Raw genomic sequence first — 16,166 nt, 5'->3', positions numbered from 1 at the left:
GTGCAGCAGCACCCGCGCGGCCCGGCGGCCCGAGGCGTCGACCACGTCCAGCTGCCAGCCGGCCACCTCGACGCTGTCCCCCACGGCGGGTACACCGGCGGCTCCCCAGACGGGAGATCGGGGGTGCACACGTGCGCATAGGACTGCTCACCGCGGGTGGCTACCCGTATGTGGACGGTGACGCCGTGCTCTGGTGCGACCGGCTCGTGCGCGGGCTCGGGCAGCACGAGTTCGACGTCTACGCGCTCAGCCGCGGCCCGAACCGGCAGGACGAGGACTTCGTTCCCCTCCCGCCCCAGGTCAGGCGCGTGCGTACGGCGCCGCTGCGGACGGCCGAGGACGACGGGGTCGCCCACGGACGGCGTGCGCGCCGGCGCTTCGCCGAGCACTACGGGGAACTGGTCGCGGCGGTCTGCGCCGCGGGCGCCGGGAGCACCGTGGCCGAGGACGCGTCGGACGCCGGGTCCCGGGACGCCTCCGGCGATCAGGCGGACCGTTTCGGCAGCGCGCTGTACGGCCTCGCCGAACTCGCCCGCGAGACCGGCGGACTCGTCGGCGCCCTGCGCTCCGACACCGCCGTACGCACCCTGGAACGCGCCTGCCGCGCCCCACAGACGCTGCGCACGGCACGCGAGGCCCGCGTACCCGACCTGCTCGCCGTCGCCGCACACCTCGAACGCGCCCTGCGCCCCCTGTCCCTCGACTGGTACGGCGACGACGGCCTCGGCGCGACCGACCTCTGCCACGCCACCTCCGGCGGCCCCGCCGCCCTCGCCGGCCTGCTCGCCCGGCACTTCGGCGACGTCCCGCTGCTCGTCACCGAGTACGGCGTCCACCTGCGCTCGCACTACCTGACCCTGGGCCCCGACACCGCCGCCCCCGCCGTACGCGCCCTGCTCGCCGCCTTCCAGGGCCTGCTCGCCGCCGAGGTCTACCGCGCGGCCGCGATCCTCACCCCGGGCAACGCGCACGCCCGCCGCTGGCAGGAACGGTGCGGCGCCGACCGCCACCGGATCCGCACCGTGTACCCCGGCATGGCGGCCGACCGCTTCACGGATGTCGGCGAGGCCCCGGACCGGGCCGACCCGGACACCCTGGTCTGGGTCGGCCGCGTGGAACCCGCCAAGGACCTCGTGTCCCTGCTGCACGCCTTCGCCGAGGTCCGCAAGGAACAGCCCGGGGCCCGCCTGCGGATCGTCGGCGCACCCGCCGGCGCCGAGGGCGCGGCCTACCTCGGCCACTGCCGGGCGCTCGCCGCGCAGCTCTTCCCGGACGAGGCGGAGGGCGCGCACGCCGTCGGCGACAACCCCGTCTCCTTCGAGGAGATCGGTGCCCCGGGGGCCCCGACGCTGCCCGAGGCGTACGCCGCCGGCGCGGTCGTCGTCCTCTCCAGCGTCGTGGAGGGCTTCCCGATCAGTCTCGTCGAGGCCATGTTCTGCGGCCGGGCCAGCGTCTCCACGGACGTGGGCGCGGTCGTCGAGGTCATCGGCGGCACGGGACTGGTCGTGCCCCCACGCAACCCCAGGGCGCTCGCCGAGGCGTGCGTGGCGCTGCTGCGCGACCCCGAGCGCCGTGAGCGCCTCGGCGCGGCCGCGCGCGCCCGGGCGCTCGAACTGTTCACCGTCGAGCAGAACATCGCGGCATTTCACAGCATTTACCTGGAGATCGTCTCGCACTGCCCGGTCCGCCGGGTCCTCCTGGACGAGTCCGGCGAACCCCTGCCGTTCGCCACCCCGGCCGAGTCCCACGTCCCCGGCCGCTGGACCGGCCCCACGGCCCGCACCCTGCCCCGCACCACCCCCGCCTGGGCCACCGACACCCCGGTCCGCGCGACCCCACTGGCCGCGGAGGGCGCCCGATGAGCGGCCTGGACAGCCGGACCGCCGACAGCGGGGCCCGCCGGGGCCCCGCCGGCGATCCGGGTGCGCCCGGGATCCCGGGCCCCGAGGGGCCCGTGTCCGCCGGGGACGGCACCCCGAGCCCCTGGGAGCCGGCCGGAGCCGACCGTCCCGGGATGCCGAGCGGCGCCGACCCGTGGGACACGCGGTCGGGGGAGTGCCTGGCGGGTGATTCCGCCGGGCCGGTTCCCGGGTCTGATTTCGGTCCGCCGGCGGCTGTTCCGGCTCCGTCCGGCTCCCGCGCGGTGAGGGAGTGGCTGGCGGGTGATTCCGCCGGGCTGGTTCCCGGGTCCGACTCCGGTCTGCCGGCTGCTTCGGCTCCGTCCGGCTCCCGCGTCGTAGGGGAGTGGCTGGCGGGTGATTCCGCCGGGCTGGTTCCCGGGTCCGACTCCGGTCTGCCGGCTGCTACGGCGCCGGCCGGCTCCCGCGTCGTAGGGGAGTGGCTGGCGGGTGGTCCCGCCGAGCCGGTTCCCGGGTCCGACTCCGGTCCGCCGGCTGCTCCGGCGCCGGCCGGCTCCCGCGTCGTAGGGGAGTGGCTGACGGGTGCTCCCGCACAGCCGATCCCCGTGCCCGACCCCGGACCGCCGGCCGTTCCCGCCACGGCCGCCTCCCGCGCCGTAGGGGAGTGGCTGACGGGTGACACCGCCGAGCCGGCTCCCGTGCCCGACCCCGGACCGCCGGCGGCCGCTCCGGCCCCGCCCGCCTCCCGCGCCGTAGCGGACGCCCGCCCCGAGCCGCAGCGGGCCACCGGCCCGCGCCGAGGCGGCGGTGACCCGGTGAAAGCCCTGCTGCACCGCCACCGTGAGCTGTGCGAGCGGGCCGTGGATCCGCTGGAGATCGCGGCGGGCCTGGAGGCGCACGGCGTCACCGACCGCACCGCCGCCCGCTTCCGCCACCGCGACGTGTTCTCGCTCGCCGAGGAGCTGTACGCGCGCGTGCCGCGCGACACCGAGCCGCGCCCGGAGCCCGCACCGCTGCCGGTGCCCCCGGTCCGCGCCGGCTGGGTGCTGCTCACCGTGCTGCCCGGAGCGCTCGGCGCGGCCATGGTGGCCGGGCTGCGGCTCACCCACGGACCGTCCCGCCTGCTGGCGGCACTCGGTGGCCTCCTCGCCGTGGCCCTCGCCACACGCGCGGCACTGCGCCACGGCCCGCTCGCCGGTCCGCCCCGCACGCGCGCGTGGCGCACCACGGTCGCCCCGCGCGCGTGGACGCTCTGGCTGCTCGGATACGCCCTCGTCGGCGACGGCCTCCTCCACGCCCTCCTGACGGGCGGCCCCGACGCCCCGCCCACCGGGATCCCGCACGGCCCCTGGCCCACGGCCACCGCGCCCGCCCTGGCCCTCCTGCTGGCCTGCGCCCCGGCGGCCTGGTCCGCCCACCTGCTCGCCGCCGGTGCCCGCCGCAGGCTCGCCCGCAGCCGCGGTCTCGCGGACTTCACGGCCGCCGCGAAACCCCTGCTGACCGGCGCGTTCACCCTGTTCCTGGCCGTCCTCGGCGTACTGCTCGCCCTGTGCGGCACCGTCCTGCACGAGCCCCCCTCCTTCGCGCAGGCCCTCACGCTGGGCGCCCTGCTGCTGCTCGCCCGCCTGCTCACCGTGCACCGCCACCGGCACGCCCCGGCCCTCGCGCTGGGCGCCGCCGCGGCCACGGAAGCGGCGGCCCTCGCGCTGCCGACGGCCGGCCGGCTCCCCGGCTGCGCCTTCCTGGCGGCCCCCGTCGAGACCCTCGTCGACGCCTGGGGCGTGGCCGCCGTACCGGCCCTCGCCTGCGGCACCGCGGCCCTGGCCCTGCTGTGGCACGCCGGCCGCACCCTCACCCGGGCCTCGGCCCACGCACCCCCGGGAGCACCCGAGTGAAGCTTCCGCCACCGGCCCGGCCCACCGCCGGCGGCACCCGCACCACCCCTTTTGAAGGAGAAGACCAGATGACCACCTCCCGAGCCGGAGCGCCCGGAGCCTTGGCGACCGCCGGAGACTCCGGAGCAGCCGCAGGAGCCGTCGAGACGGCCGGTACCACCGGCGCGCACACCCCGGGAGCCGCCCGATGAGGGTCCTGCTGATCGGAGCCAACGGATTCATCGGCCGCTACGTCGCCGACCGCCTGCTCGCCGACCCGGCCGTCCAGCTCACCGCGCTGGGCCGCGGCGACGACGCCGACGTCCGCTTCGACCTCGCCACCGGCAGCCCGGGCGCGCTCACCCGCTTCCTCGACGCGGTCCACCCCGGGGTCGTCGTCAACTGCGCCGGTGCCACCCGCGGCGGCGCCCGCGAACTCACCCGGCACAACACCGTCGCCGTGGCCACCGTCTGCGAGGCCCTGCGCCGCAGCGGGTGCGGTGCCCGCCTGGTGCAGATCGGGTGCGGCTCCGAGTACGGTCCCAGCCAGCCCGGATCCTCCACGGCCGAGGACGCCGTACCGCGCCCCGGCGGCCCGTACGGCGTCAGCAAGCTGGCCGCGACCGAACTGGTCCTCGGCTCGGGCCTCGACGCCGTCGTGCTGCGCGTCTTCTCGCCGGCCGGCCCCGGCACCCCGGCCGGCTCCCCGCTGGGCCGCCTCGCGGAGGCCATGCGCCGCGCGATGCAGTCCGGCGACGGCGAACTCAAGCTCGGCGGCCTCGGCGTCCAGCGCGACTTCGTGGACGTACGCGACGTCGCCCGGGCCGTACACGCCGCCTCGCTCTCCGCCGCGCAGGGCGTGATCAACATCGGCTCCGGCCGTGCCGTACGCCTCAGAGACGCCGCCGCCGTCCTCGCACGCGTGGCCGGCTACGGCGGCGCCCTCCACGAACTCGACGCCCCGCCCGGACCGCTGCGCAGCGCCATCGGCCACCCCCGCGCCGACTCCGAGCACCCGGCCCCGGTGGCGTACCCGTACCCGGACGGCTGCGGCAGCTGGCAGCAGGCCGACGTGCGCACCGCGCGCGACCGGCTCGGCTGGCGACCCCGCATCAACCTCGAAGAATCCCTGGCCGACATCTGGATGGAGGCGGCATGCCGCATCTGACCAGCACCACCGCGGGCGCCACCGGCACCGGCGTCCGCACCGCCCTCGGCGTCCCCGGCTACGCCCACCCGCTCGTCGCCCCGGCCCAGTGGGCGGAACTCGCCCGCCCCGGCACCCCGCTGGACTGGGTGGTCCTCGACGTCGCCGCCGGCCCCGGCAGCCGCCCCGACCCGCACTGCCTGGAGGCCGCCGCCCGGCTGCGGGCCGCCGGCGTCCGCGTCCTCGGCCACCTCGACCTCACCTACGGCGCCCGGGACTTCGGCGACCTGCTCTCCGACGCCCACCGCCATCTCGACTGGTACCGGGTCGACGGCTTCCTCCTGGACCGCTGCCCCGCCGACCGCGCCGCGCTTCCCGAGGTCCGCCGCGCGGTCACCACGCTCCGGGCGCTGAGTGACACCGCCCACATCGTCCTCGGCCACGGCCGTCATCCGTACCCCGGGTACGCCGAGAACGCCGACCAGCTGGTGACCTTCTCCGGCTCCTGGTCCGACTACCGCTGGTCGCAGGTGGCCGAGTGGACCGCCGACTATCCGCCCGAGCGCTTCTGCCACTTCGTGCACAGCGTGCCCCACGGCCACCTGGACGAGGCCCTGCGGATCGCCCGCTGGCAGGGCGCGGCCACGATCTACTTCACGGACCGCACGGACCGGGGCGGCCGCGTCGACCCCTGGGAGACCATGCCCGGCTACTGGGACGACATCGTCTCGCGGGTCGGAACAGGTGTCTCGGAATGAAGAAGGCCGTGGCAGTGTTACGTGGAGAACAACTGTAGTGATTGACCGACCAACGGAGTCCCCGTGTCGCTGCCACCCCTGGTCGAGCCGGCTTCTGAGCTCACCGTAGACGAGGTCCGCAGGTACTCCCGCCACCTGATCATCCCCGATGTGGGCATGGACGGGCAGAAGCGGCTGAAGAACGCCAAGGTGCTCTGTGTGGGCGCCGGCGGCCTGGGCTCGCCGGCGCTGATGTACCTGGCCGCCGCGGGCGTGGGCACCCTCGGCATCGTGGAGTTCGACGAGGTCGACGAGTCGAACCTGCAGCGCCAGATCATCCACAGCCAGTCCGACATCGGCCGCTCCAAGGCCGAGTCCGCTCGCGACAGCGTCAAGGGCATCAACCCGTACGTGAACGTGATCCTTCACGAGGAGCGGCTGGAAGCCGACAACGTGATGGAGATCTTCAGCCAGTACGACCTGATCGTCGACGGCACCGACAACTTCGCGACCCGCTACCTGGTCAACGACGCCTGCGTGCTGCTGAACAAGCCGTACGTGTGGGGCTCGATCTACCGCTTCGACGGCCAGGCCTCGGTCTTCTGGTCCGAGCACGGCCCCTGCTACCGCTGCCTCTACCCGGAGCCCCCGCCCCCCGGCATGGTCCCCTCCTGCGCCGAGGGCGGCGTCCTGGGCGTGCTGTGCGCATCCATCGGCTCCATCCAGGTCAACGAGGCCATCAAGCTCCTCGCCGGCATCGGTGAGCCGCTGGTCGGCCGCCTGATGATCTACGACGCCCTGGAGATGCAGTACCGCCAGGTCAAGGTCCGCAAGGACCCGAACTGCGCGGTCTGCGGCGAGAACCCGACCGTCACCGAGCTCATCGACTACGAGGCCTTCTGCGGCGTCGTCTCCGAGGAGGCCCAGGAGGCGGCCGCCGGCGCGACGATCACTCCGAAGCAGCTCAAGGAGTGGATCGACGACGGCGAGAACATCGACATCATCGACGTCCGCGAGCCGAACGAGTACGAGATCGTCTCCATCCCGGGCGCCAGGCTGATCCCGAAGAACGAGTTCCTCCTGGGCACCGCCCTCGAGGGCCTCCCGCAGGACAAGAAGATCGTCCTGCACTGCAAGACGGGTGTCCGCAGTGCGGAAGTCCTCGCGGTCCTGAAGTCCGCGGGCTTCTCCGACGCGGTCCACGTCGGCGGCGGCGTCATCGGCTGGGTCAACCAGATCGAACCGCACAAGCCGGTCTACTGATCACGGGTCCCGCCCACCAGCGAGACTGACGAAGCCCGCGGCTCTGACCTGGTCGGATGCCGTGGGCTTCTGTCGTTGCTCTCACCCATGCCGCCCACAGCTCAGCAAGCTCAAGGCGTTGGAGGCCATGACCTGAGCGAGGCGTCCGGCTGGAGCTGGGTCACGCTTTTACGGGCGCGCCCAACGTTGCAGTTTTCCGAGGGCGTGCTCTTTGTGGAGCCGGGTGGCGGAGATTTCGTCCGTGGTCGTCATGAACGCCGTGATGGGGGTCCATCGCTTGCGCCCCTGGTGAGTCGTCCATCTGACCGCCGGGAAGTCCGTGATCCCTGTGATGCTTTCCCGGGCGATCACACGCGTGCGCAGATATCCACGGACTATCAGTGTCGCGTCCTGGCACCTCACGCCGAGCCGGTATCCCCGGATGGCGAGCACCGTGGACCCGATCACGGCGAGGCAGGCCGCGAGTCGCGGAAGGGTGTCGTCGGTCTGCACCGCATAGGCGATGCCTCCAGCCGCCGGACCCGCCCCGGGGATGCTGTTCGCGAGACGGTTCAGCGTCGACGGCGACAGCTCCATGACACTCCTCCTCTTCGCCGGCGGCGGGCGGGTGAGCCTACCGGCAGCGAGGCGTGCGTCGACGGCAGCGCCGGGTGCGGTACGGCGAGAGGGCCACGAGGTCTGTCACGGCCGTGATCGGGCTGAGGCCGTCGCCACCAGTCGCCGGAGCCCGCGTCCGCGTCAGGAGCAGGTCGTGCCGTCCTTCGGTACCGCTCCCTTCAGCAGGTAGGCGTCCACCGTCGAGTCGACGCAGTCGCTCCCGTTGCCGTACGCGCCGTGTCCCTCGCCCTTCCAGGTGAGTTCGACGCCCACGCCCCGGCCCAGTTCACCGGCCATTCTGCGGGTGCCCTCGTACGGGGTGGCCGGGTCGCCGGTGGTGCCGACGAGCAGGATCGGTGCCGCGCCCGGCGCGCTGACCTCCGGGGTGTCGTACTGGCCCGGCACCGGCCAGTCGTGGCACCAGCCGGCCGTGTCCCAGCCCAGGTAGTCCCCGAACACCGGCGAGATCCGCTCGAACTCCGCCAGCCGCCGCCGCGTCTCGGCGAGCGTCGGCCGCTGTCTGTCGTCCAGGCAGGATATGACCCGCTGGGAGTGGGACGTCGTGCCGTAACGGCCCGAGGCGTCCCGGTCGTTGTACTGGTCGGCGAGCGCCAGCAGCTCCGAACCGTCGCCCTTCTGCGCCGACTTCAGGGCGCCGGTCAGTCTCGGCCACATCGACTCGCTGTACAGCGGCAGGATGATCCCGGTGACCGCGAGCGTCTGGGTCAGCTTCCGCCCGGAGGACGCCGGCAGCGGCTCGGCGTCGAGCCGTGTGAGCAGATCGGCTATCTGCCGGGTGCCCTGCTCGGGGTCCTGGCCGGTGGACGTGAGGTAGTCGTCCAGGGCCCGTTGGAAGCCGCGGGCCTGGTTCTCGGCGTGGCCCACCGTGTCGGCGGTCGGGTCGACCACCGCGTCGAGGACCAGCCGGCCCACCCGCCGCGGGAAGAGGTGGGCGTAGACGCCGCCGAGTTCGGTGCCGTAGGAGATGCCGAAGTAGTGCAGCTTGTCGTCGCCGAGGACCTGGCGCATCAGGTCCATGTCGCGTGCGGTGTCGGTGGTGGACACATGGGCCAGCAGCGCTCCGGCGGCCTTCCGGCAGCCCTTGCCGAAGTCGGTGGCGTCCCGGAAGTACGCCTGCTCCTCGGCCGGGGTGTCGGGTGTGGCGTCCACCGACTCGGCGGCCTCGATCTCCCGGTCGCCGCGGCAGCGCACGCCCTGGCTCGCGCCGACCCCGCGCGGGTCCCAGCTCACCAGGTCGTAGCGCTCGTGGAGTGCGGAGACGGAGTCCGCGAAGTACGGCATCGTCGACACGCCGGAGCCGCCGGGGCCGCCGAAGTTGAACAGCAGCGAGCCGATGCGGTCCCCGCCGGTGGCCCGCGCGCGGATGAGGGCGAGACCGATCGTCCTGCCGTCCGGCTTGGACCAGTCCAGCGGCACCTGGAGGGTCGCGCACCGCCAGGCGTCGCCCGGCGCGGAGGAGTTCCCGGTGGCCTCGCAGCGCCGCCAGTCGAGGTGCTGGGAGGTGAGGGAGGACGGGAGGTCCGTCGAGGACGCTGTGGCCGGGGATCGCGTCGCCGACGGGGGAGCCGTGTCGGTCCCCTTGCCCTCGTCCCTGTCGCCGTTCCCGCCGGACGAGCCGCCGCAGCCGGCCAGCAGCAGCCCTGCCGCCACCGCGGCCGTCCACCGCAGGAATCGCATCATGCGCACCCCCCTGACAGGCCCGCCGCATCGTGCCGCGCCGGGCGTTCAGGCCATCGTAGGCGCATCGGCACCGGCCCGGGGCGGCCTGTGGATAACCCTCTGACCTGCTGTTTCTCCCGGTCGTCGGTGACTGTCGGGAGGTCTCTCAGGAGCAGACCGTGCCGGCTTTCGGCACCTTCCCGTCCAGCAGGTAGGCGTTCACCGCGCTCTGCACGCACCTGTTCTTGCTGTCGTACGAGCCGTGTCCCTGGCCCTTGTACGTCAGCTCGACGCCGACGCCCTTGCCGAGCGCGTCCACCATCTTCTTCGCGCCCTGGTACGGCGTGGCCGGGTCGCCGGTGTTGCCGATGACGAGGAGGGGTGCCGATCCCGGTGCGCTGACGTCGGGGTGGTCGGCGGCGCCCGGCACCGCCCAGTCGGTGCAGTTCAGCATGCCCCAGGCCAGGGAGTCGCCGAACAGCGGGGAGGCGGCGCGGAACTCGGGCAGCTTCTGCTGGACGTAGCCCGTGTCGTAGCGCTGCTTATCGTCGGAGCAGTTGATGGCGGTGTTGGCTGCGGCGAGGTTGCTGTACTCGCCGTTCTCGCTGCGGCCGTTCATCGAGTCGGACAGCAGCATGAGGATCTTGCCGTCGCCGTCGTAGGCCTGCTCCAGCCCCTCGGTGAGGTACTCCCAGAAGTCCTTCGAGTACAGGGACTGCGCGATGCCGTTGGTGGCGGCGGTCTGGGTCAGCTGGCGCGGGAAGATGCCGGGGATCGGCTTCTTCTCCAGGTCTGCGAGGAGTTGCGCGATGCGGTCCTTGACCTCCTGCTCGGTGCTGCCGATCGGGCATTCCGTGGCCTTCGAGGTGCAGTCCTGCGCGAAGTTGTCGAGCGCGAGCTGGAAGCCCCGGGTCTGGCCGAGGGCGCTCTGCTCCGGGGACTGGGTGGGGTCCACGACGGCGTCGAGGACGGTCCGGCCGACGTGCCGGGGGAAGAGGTGGGCGTAGACGCCGCCGAGTTCGGTGCCGTAAGAGATGCCGAAGTAGTGCAGCTTGTCGTCGCCGAGGACTTGGCGCATCAGGTCCATGTCGCGGGCCGCGTCCGTGGTCCGCACGTGCGGCAGGATCTTCTTGGAGTTCTTCTCGCAGGCCGCGTTGAACTGCCGGGTGCGTGCCAGGAACTGGGCGCGTTCGGCGCTGTCGTCCGGGGTCGCGTCCTGCTGGAAGTAATCGTCGAGCTGGGCGTCGCTCTCGCACTCCACCGGTGCGCTGCGGCCGACCCCGCGCGGGTCGAAGCTGACCAGGTCGTAGCGGGTGCCCAGGGCGGTGTAGTCGGAGCCGAACGCGGGCAGCGTGGTGACGCCGCTGCCGCCCGGGCCGCCGAAGTTGAACACGAGCGAGCCGATCCGTCGGCTCGCGGGCCCGCTGGCCTGCGCGCGGATCAGGGCGATGTCGATCGTGTCGCCCTTCGGCCGGCTCCAGTCCAGCGGTGCCTTCATGGTCGCGCACTGCCACTTGCTGCCGTTCGGCAGTGGCGACGGGGCGCTCCCGCCGCCCTCCGCCTCCGAGGGGGCCGGGCAGTCCTTCCAGTCCAGCTGCTGGGTCGTGAGATCCCCGTCCTTCGCGCTGCCGCCGCAGCCGGCCAGCGCAGCGGAGAGCAGCACAGCGGTGGTGGTCAGCGCGGCGGCGCGCAGCCGGGAGGGGATCGCCATACCCCCATCGTGGGGTCGTGCACGCCGGGGCGCGCGCCGGGCGCGGTCCGTACGAGCTACGGCTCCCGGCGGGGCGCCTACAGGGCTCCCTTGCGGCTGAGGTGGTTGAAGGCCAGCCAGCCCGGCAGGACCGGCAGCCACAGCGTCAGCAGCCGGAACAGCAGCACGGCCGGGGCGGCGACCTCCTTGGGCAGCCCCACCGCGATCAGACCGACGGTGAGGGTCGCCTCGACCGCGCCCACGCCGCCGGGTGTGGGCGCGGCGGAGCCGAGCGCGTTGCCGGCGAGGAAGACGACGGCGACGCTGGCGATGCTGAGCGACACCGATCCGTCGCCGAAGGCCCGGATGGAGGCGTCCAGGCACATCACGAAGCAGGCGGTCAGCAGGAGCATGCCGCCGATGCCGGTGACGAGCTTCTGGGGCCGCTGCAGCACGTCGAGCATGCGCGGTACGACGCCGGCGAACAGCGACCTCACGCGCGTGACGACGAATTTGCGCAGGAACGGCACCGAGGTGACCACGAGGACCAGGACGGCCACGGTCAGCAGGCCCGCGATGACCGTGCGGGACGGCGACAGCGACGGGGTCTTCTCGGTGCCGGTCAGGTAGCCGAACGACAGCAGCATCAGGATGTGGCAGCCGAGCCCGAACAGCTGCGAGGCGCCGACGCTCGCCACCGCGAGCCCCGGACGCACCCCGGCGCGCTGCAGGAAGCGCGTGTTCAGGGCCACACCGCCGACCGCGGCCGGTGCCACGATCTTCACGAACGACCCGGCGACCTGCGCCGCCACGGTCCGCGGGAACGGCACCCGCTCCGGCACGAAGCCCAGCAGGGCCATCGCCGCGGCGACGTAACTGAGCGCGGAGAACAGCACCGCGGCGATCACCCAGCCCCATTGGGCCTGCGCGAACAGCGTGCCGAACTCGATGTGGGTGAGCTGCGTCAGCAGGTAGTAGGCGCCGATCGCACCGGCGATGAAGCTGATCAGCGTGCGCGGCCGGACGCGCTCCAGGCGGGCCGGTTCCACGGGCGCCTGCGGCCTGATCCGCAGCACCTGGTGCCGGATCTGGGTGAGCAGATCCTCCTCGCGGGCCTCTTCGAGGGCCTCGTCGATGGCCCGCTTCTCAGCGCGCTGCTCGGCGCGGACCGTCTTCTTGTCGGGCTTGTGCAGGACGGGCGCGGCCGTCTCGGATGCCTCCTCCGCGCGGGCCAGCTTGGCCTGCCGGGAGGCCTCCAGGACCGCCTCGCGTTCGCGCTGGGCCCGCTCCCGGGCCAGCCGGCGCAGCGTCGCGCGCGTGGAGCGCGTCAGCGCGATCGGCTGGAGCATCGGCAGGCAGTCGGCGACCGCGTCCGGGCCGAGCACCCCGACCGCCGAGGCCACCGCCCGCTCGGCGCCGACCCGCAGGCCGAGCGTGGTGACCAGCTGGGCGACGTCCATGCGCAGCAGCAGATCGCCGGCCGCGATCTCGCCGCCGCGCAGTTCCGTGAGGATCACCCTGCCGGAACGATCCACCAGGATCGCGTCTCCGGCCAGCCTGCGGTGCGCGATGCGCCGGGACTGCAGCGCCCGGACCTGGTGCCAGGTGTTGCGCAGCAGCTCGTCGGTGATGTCCTCGTCGGCCAGCGAGTCCAGGGTGCGCCCGCCGGTGTGCTCGTAGACGAGCATGACCGCGTCGGGGCCGAGCTCGGAGGTGGCGATCAGCTTGGGCGCGTTGGCGCCGGCCGCGATCGCCGCGTACGCCAGCAGCGCCTCCTGCTCCAGTGCCTGGCGCAGCGACTGGAGGCTGGAGCGGGTGGCGAAGCCGCGCAGGGTCAGGTTGCGCCAAGCGCGGTAGAAGAAGCCCTGCGCCTGCTGTTCCCGGTCGACGACCGTGACGTCCAGCGGCGGGCCGTCCTCCAGGGTGACGAAATAGCGCCGGCCCCGGTCGCCGTTCTCCGTCTCCACGGCCTCCTCGCGGGCCGTGCTGACGGGGTGGAAGCCGACGTGCCGGAGGCCCGCCATCAGGGTCTGCCCGGTGGGGCGCACGTTGGGGGAGCCGACCGCGTACAGCGTGCCGTAGGCGATGGTCCAGCCGATCAGGACCGTCAGGATGATCGAGAACGGGGTCGTGTAGCCGGTGACCAGCATCGAGAACGCGTCGAGGAGCAGCACGATCCACAGCACCGCGCGCCATCTGGGTCTGCGGGACATGCCGACGGCCGTCATGTAGGCGATCACGGGCGCCAGATAGCCGTGCACCGGGTCGGTCAGGGCGTGGATGTCACCCGGCGAGGGCTGGGTGAGCGCCTCCTGGATGGAGTCCGGGGCGGCCCGGGCGACCCACAGGTCGGTGGCGAGTGTCACTCCGTGGGCCAGGACGGCCGCGAGGACGCCGTCGGCGATGCGCAGGCCGTCCCGTTTGATCAGCCGTTCGATCGCGAAGGCGACCGGCACCAGCAGGATCGCGATGCTGGACGCCAGCCCCGCGATCTTGATCAGCAGGTCCGGGGCCTGCCCGGTGCCCTTGTTGATGTCCTGTTCGAGGCCCGAGGTGGTGCCGTGCGCGAACGCGGCGATCGCCAGCAGCACCACGATGGCGAGCACGCCGACCAAGAGCCGCATGAGGTCGGAGGGCCGGTGCACGCGCGCGGGGAGCAGCGGTTCGTCGCCCTCCACCTCCTCGGCGTGGGGGTCGTCGTCGGCGCACGCGAGGCCGTCCGGGCGCGCGTTCTCCCGGCCGGGCGCCTCTTCGGCGGCATCCGCGCCGCTGCCACGCGCGCGTGTGCCGTCGTTCTCGCGCGGCTCGTCGTCTTCTCGCGCGCGCGTGCCGTCGGCCTCGCGAGTCTCGGGTCCGCCTTCCCGCGTGCGCGTGCCGTCGTTCTCGCGCGGGCCGGTGTCTTCGTGATGCGCGCCGGTGCCGCCCTCGTCCGCACGGGCGGGGCCGGGGCGCGCGGAGGCGTCAGGGGTGCCCGCCGCTCCATCGGGGTGCACGCCCTGCTCCTTCGTGGTCTCTTCTCGGTCTCGTATCACCAGTCACCGCCCGCACGATGGTGGCATGCCCCACCGACACACACGGGCATCAGGGTCCGGATGCGCGGGCGCACAGTCTGCCCGAAGGAACGTCCGGGGGCGAGACGGCCGTTCCCCGCGCACCCCGCCGGGACGCCCGCGGGGTGCGGCAGGATGGGGGGAATGAGCGAGCAGAGCCCTCCCGAAGACGCCCGCGCGGGGTACGCGGACGCGCTGCCGGAGTACGCCGAGCGGGTCCTCGACGTCGCCGAGCGGATTCCGCCGGGCCGGGTCATGACGTACGGCGATGTCGCCGAGTGGCTCGCGGAGGGAGGCCCCCGCCAGGTGGGCCGGGTGATGGCCCTCTACGGCGGTGCCGTCCCCTGGTGGCGTGTGGTGCGCGCCGACGGCGTGCTGCTGCCCGGACACGAGCTGCGCGCGCTCGCCCACTACCGCGCGGAGGGCACGCCGCTGAAGCAGGCCGGCAGGAGCACCGAGGGGCATCTGCCGCGGCTCGACATGCGGCGGGCCCGGTGGGACGGTGACGCGGACGGGGAGGGTCACATCTGACAGCTTCCGCCATCGGATTCCGCCGGGACGGACCCGTGCTCCGTTCGGGGGACGCGGGGGACGTCCGTGGCATGCCGTACGTTCGAGGGGTGTGGGACACGCGTGGTCCGAGCGCCCCGAGGGAACGACCGGAAGCCCTGCTTCCGCCCGGAGCGGCGGCGTAGCGTCGGCGGCACGTGTCCCCCTCACCCCGCGGTCACCGCCTCGCGCGCCTGACCGCACGTCCGCCAGCACACCCACCAGGACCGGCCAACCACGTGAGCTCCTCTTCCTCCACCAGGCGCCTGCCGCACCTCCCGGTACGGCAGGGGAGCCGTGGCGCTTACCGACTGGTCCGTACCCCGCCGGCCGTCGTGGACCCCCCTCCTCTGGACGCGGCACAGCGCACGGTGGTTGACCACCGGAGCGGACCGCTGCTGGTCCTCGCCGGCCCCGGCACCGGCAAGACCACCACCCTGGTCGAGTCCGTGGCCGCGCGGATCGCCCGGGGCGTCGACCCCGAGCGGATCCTCGTGCTGACGTTCAGCCGCAAGGCCGCCGTCGACCTGCGCGACCGCATGGCCCTGCGCATGGGCGCCGCCCGCGCACCCAGGGCGACCACCTTCCACTCGTACTGCTACGCGCTGGTCCGCGCCCACCAGGACAGCGACCGGTTCACCCAGCCGCTGCGCCTGCTCTCCGGCCCCGAGCAGGACGTCGCCGTCCGCGAGCTGCTCGCCGGCCAGCCCGAGCTGGAACGGCTCGGCCTGACCCACGTGCGCTGGCCCGACGAACTGCGCGCCTGCCTGACCACGCGCGGGTTCGCCGACGAGGTCCGCGCCGTCCTCGCCCGCAGCCGCGAACTGGGCCTCGGCCCGGACGCCCTGGACGCCTTCGCGCGCCGCATCGGGCGCCCCGACTGGCGGGCCGCAGCCGCGTTCCTCGCCGAGTACCTCGACACCCTCGACCTCCAAGGCGTGATCGACTACGCGGAACTGGTCCACCGCGCGGTCCTCATCGCCCGCCGCCCCGAGACCGCCACACGCCTCGCGGCCCAGTACGACGCCGTGTACGTCGACGAGTACCAGGACACCGACCCCGCCCAGGTCCGGCTGCTGCACGCCCTGGCCGGAGGGGGCCGCACCCTCGTCGCCTTCGGCGACCCCGACCAGTCGATCTACGCCTTCCGGGGCGCCGACGTGAACGGCATCCTCGACTTCCCGGCCGCCTTCCCGCGCGCGGACGGCCGCCCCGCCCCCGTCGAGGTGCTGCGCACCTCCCGCCGCTCCGGCGCCGCCCTGCTGGCCGCGACCCGCCTGATCACCCGGCGCATGCCGCTGCCCCGGCTGCCCGCCGACAAGGTCCGCGCCCACCGGGAGCCGGCCGCCGTACGCGACGGCGGCCGGGTCGAGGTGCACACCTACCCGACACCCGGCGCGGAACTGGACAACATCGCGGACCTGCTGCGCCGCGCGCACCTGGAGGACGGCGTCCCCTGGAGCGACATGGCCGTCCTGGTGCGCGCCGGCTCCCGCCTGCCCACCCTCCGCCGTGCCCTGACCGCCGCCGGCGTCCCGCTGGACATCGACGGCGACGACCTGCCCCTGCGGCACGAGCCCGCGGTGGCGCCGCTGCTCACGGCCCTCCGCGCGGTGGCCACGGCGGAAGCACCCCACCGCGAGGACCCCGCGACGCAGGACCCCGCGACGCAGGACCCCGCGACGCAGGACGCCGCTGCGCCGGCGCCGGCCGCCGGGGC

11 protein-coding genes are annotated in these 16,166 nt (G+C 73.8%); 7 read left to right on the top strand and 4 right to left on the bottom strand.

What is annotated here, in order from left to right; all coding sequences use genetic code 11:
* Window positions 1–131 precede the first annotated feature (131 nt).
* The 5 genes from ABZ923_RS38015 to moeZ all read left to right on the top strand — a co-directional run bounded on the left by ABZ923_RS38015 (window position 132) and on the right by moeZ (window position 6,880).
* Window positions 132–1,862: a DUF3492 domain-containing protein gene (locus ABZ923_RS38015; RefSeq protein WP_361481858.1), complete on the top strand. Its 1,731-nt coding sequence runs from the start codon at window positions 132–134 to the stop codon at window positions 1,860–1,862.
* Window positions 1,863–2,464: 602 nt separating this feature from the next.
* Window positions 2,465–3,754: a hypothetical protein gene (locus tag ABZ923_RS38010; RefSeq protein ID WP_361481855.1), complete on the top strand. Its 1,290-nt coding sequence runs from the start codon at window positions 2,465–2,467 to the stop codon at window positions 3,752–3,754.
* A 187-nt stretch (window positions 3,755–3,941) separates the two neighbouring features.
* On the top strand, window positions 3,942–4,901 hold the full coding sequence (locus tag ABZ923_RS38005) for an NAD-dependent epimerase/dehydratase (RefSeq protein ID WP_358647086.1): 960 nt from the start codon (window positions 3,942–3,944) through the stop codon (window positions 4,899–4,901).
* Window positions 4,889–5,638: a spherulation-specific family 4 protein gene (locus ABZ923_RS38000; protein ID WP_361481852.1), complete on the top strand. Its 750-nt coding sequence runs from the start codon at window positions 4,889–4,891 to the stop codon at window positions 5,636–5,638. Before ABZ923_RS38005 ends, ABZ923_RS38000 begins: the two co-directional genes overlap by 13 nt.
* 63 nt (window positions 5,639–5,701) lie before the next feature.
* On the top strand, window positions 5,702–6,880 hold the full coding sequence (moeZ, locus tag ABZ923_RS37995) for an adenylyltransferase/sulfurtransferase MoeZ (RefSeq protein ID WP_361481849.1): 1,179 nt from the start codon (window positions 5,702–5,704) through the stop codon (window positions 6,878–6,880).
* A gap of 168 nt (window positions 6,881–7,048) precedes the next feature.
* On the opposite strand, the gene ABZ923_RS37990 is transcribed toward moeZ, so the two are convergent.
* The 4 genes from ABZ923_RS37990 to ABZ923_RS37975 all read right to left on the bottom strand — a co-directional run bounded on the left by ABZ923_RS37990 (window position 7,049) and on the right by ABZ923_RS37975 (window position 13,840).
* Window positions 7,049–7,456 carry a hypothetical protein gene (locus tag ABZ923_RS37990; protein ID WP_361481846.1) on the bottom strand — a complete coding sequence of 136 codons (408 nt, stop codon included), beginning with the start codon at window positions 7,454–7,456 and terminating at the stop codon, window positions 7,049–7,051.
* 162 nt (window positions 7,457–7,618) lie between these two features.
* Window positions 7,619–9,178: an alpha/beta hydrolase gene (locus ABZ923_RS37985; RefSeq protein ID WP_361481843.1), complete on the bottom strand. Its 1,560-nt coding sequence runs from the start codon at window positions 9,176–9,178 to the stop codon at window positions 7,619–7,621.
* A gap of 145 nt (window positions 9,179–9,323) precedes the next feature.
* A complete protein-coding gene (locus tag ABZ923_RS37980; protein WP_361481840.1) occupies window positions 9,324–10,868 on the bottom strand; it encodes an alpha/beta hydrolase in 1,545 nt (514 codons plus the stop codon).
* A gap of 77 nt (window positions 10,869–10,945) precedes the next feature.
* Entirely contained in the window at window positions 10,946–13,840 is a 2,895-nt protein-coding gene (locus ABZ923_RS37975) for a lysylphosphatidylglycerol synthase domain-containing protein (protein ID WP_361481837.1), read from the bottom strand.
* A 201-nt stretch (window positions 13,841–14,041) separates the two neighbouring features.
* Here ABZ923_RS37975 and ABZ923_RS37970 point away from each other — a divergent pair, with 201 nt between their 5' ends.
* Both ABZ923_RS37970 and ABZ923_RS37965 read left to right on the top strand, forming a co-directional pair.
* On the top strand, window positions 14,042–14,428 hold the full coding sequence (locus ABZ923_RS37970) for an MGMT family protein (RefSeq protein ID WP_361481835.1): 387 nt from the start codon (window positions 14,042–14,044) through the stop codon (window positions 14,426–14,428).
* Window positions 14,429–14,685: 257 nt separating this feature from the next.
* Window positions 14,686–16,166: ATP-dependent helicase (locus tag ABZ923_RS37965; RefSeq protein WP_361481832.1), on the top strand; the 1,481-nt coding region annotated here is incomplete at its 3' end.

Source organism: Streptomyces sp. NPDC046881 (assembly GCF_040645015.1).
Taxonomy (GTDB): domain Bacteria; phylum Actinomycetota; class Actinomycetes; order Streptomycetales; family Streptomycetaceae; genus Streptomyces.
The sequence above is the reverse complement of the archived record's forward strand: the minus strand, read 5'-3'. Positions and strand labels throughout refer to the sequence as shown.